The organism is Amycolatopsis kentuckyensis, from assembly GCF_002155975.1.
GTDB classification, from domain to species: domain Bacteria; phylum Actinomycetota; class Actinomycetes; order Mycobacteriales; family Pseudonocardiaceae; genus Amycolatopsis; species Amycolatopsis kentuckyensis.
The window spans coordinates 1-1,441 of record NZ_MUMI01000709.1 but is presented as its reverse complement, the minus strand read 5'-3'; the positions used below and the strand labels follow the sequence as shown (position 1 = coordinate 1,441).

Here is a 1,441-nt window from a genome sequence, read left to right as displayed (position 1 = left end):
CGGCGGGCGCCCTTTCCCCTGACCGGAAGGAACAACGATGAAGGCACTCGTGTACGACGGTCCCGGCCGGCGCAGCTGGACCGGCCACGCCGACCCCGAACTCGCCGCCCCCACCGACGCCATCGTCCGCGTCGACGCGGTCACCATCTGCGGCACCGACCTGCACATCCTCAAAGGCGACGTCCCCGAGGTCGAACGCGGCCGCATCCTCGGCCACGAAGCGGTCGGCACGATCACCGAAACCGGCTCCGCCGTCACCGGCGTCAAGCCCGGCGACAAGGTCCTGGTCTCCTGCATCTCCGCCTGCGGACGCTGCGAATACTGCCGGCAGGCCGCCTACGGCCAGTGCCTCGGCGGCGGAGGCTGGATCCTCGGCCACACCACCGACGGCGTCCAAGCCGAATACGCGCGCGTCCCCTTCGCCGACACCTCGACCTACGTGCTGCCCTTCGGGGTGAGCGACGAGTCCGCGCTGATGCTGGCCGACATCGTCCCGACGTCCTACGAAGTCGGTGTCCGCAACGGCGGTGTGAAGCCGGGCGACACGGTGGTGATCGTCGGAGCCGGGCCGATCGGGCTGGCCGCGATCACCAACGCCCAGCTGTTCGCGCCCAGCACGATCATCGTGGTCGACAAGGAACCGGCCCGCCTCGACGCGGCCAAGTCCTTCGGCGCCGACCTGATGGTCCAGCCCGGCGACGCGGCGGCCGCGGTCGCCGAAGCCAGCGGCGGTCTCGGCGCGGACGTCGCGATCGAGGCGGTGGGCGTCCCGGAGACGTTCGAGTTGTGCACCCGCTTGGTCCGCCCGGGCGGCCACGTCGCCAACGTCGGCGTCCACGGCGCACCCGCGACACTGCACCTCGAACAGCTGTGGATCAAGAACGTGACGATCACGACCGGGCTGGTCGACACGTCCAGCACGCCGATGCTGCTGCGCATGCTCGCCGCCGGCCGGCTGGACACCAGCCGATTCGTCACCCACCGGTTCGGGCTCGACGAAATGGACGAAGCCTACGACGTCTTCGCCCACCCCCAGGACAGCAACGCCCTGAAGGTCGCCCTGTTCCGCAGCTGACCACACACCGAAGCGGCCACCGTCTGGAATGGACGGTGGCCGCTTCGGTGTCCTTCAGCGCGGTTTGGGCGAGCTCAGGAAGACCCGCAGCAGGTCGACCGGGAGACCACGCCGACGAGCTCGCCCTCGCCGTCGACCACCGGTGCGCCGCTGATGTTCCCCGTGGCCAGCAGCACGACGACCGCCTTGAACGGCGTGTCCGGGCCGACAGTGGTGACTTCGGTCGTCATGACCGAACCCACCTTGCGGCGACCGGGCATCCCGACCTCCTTCACAGCAGCGGCCCGGGGTAGTAGCTGCCCGCAGGTTCCGGCGTCGCCGCCGTCTCCTTCTCCGGTTCCGGGACCGTCCGCGCCGGGATCACCA

2 protein-coding genes are annotated in these 1,441 nt (G+C 70.2%); one reads left to right on the top strand and one right to left on the bottom strand.

The features are described from left to right. Window positions 1-37: 37 nt before the first annotated feature. Window positions 38-1,075, top strand: coding sequence for a zinc-dependent alcohol dehydrogenase family protein (locus CCN39_RS46205; protein WP_086853349.1), 1,038 nt, complete (start codon window positions 38-40; stop codon window positions 1,073-1,075). A 74-nt stretch (window positions 1,076-1,149) separates the two neighbouring features. On the opposite strand, the gene CCN39_RS46200 is transcribed toward CCN39_RS46205, so the two are convergent. Beyond that, entirely contained in the window at window positions 1,150-1,305 is a 156-nt protein-coding gene (locus tag CCN39_RS46200) for a CBS domain-containing protein (RefSeq protein ID WP_244211324.1), read from the bottom strand. Between the last annotated feature and the right edge of the window lie 136 nt (window positions 1,306-1,441).

What these genes read in the sequence shown, in the direction of transcription:
- CCN39_RS46205 (WP_086853349.1), top strand. Translation starts at nt 38, where the DNA reads ATGAAGGCACTCGTGTACGACGGTCCCGGCCGGCGCAGCTGGACCGGC.
- CCN39_RS46200 (WP_244211324.1), bottom strand. Translation starts at nt 1,305, where the DNA reads ATGACGACCGAAGTCACCACTGTCGGCCCGGACACGCCGTTCAAGGCG.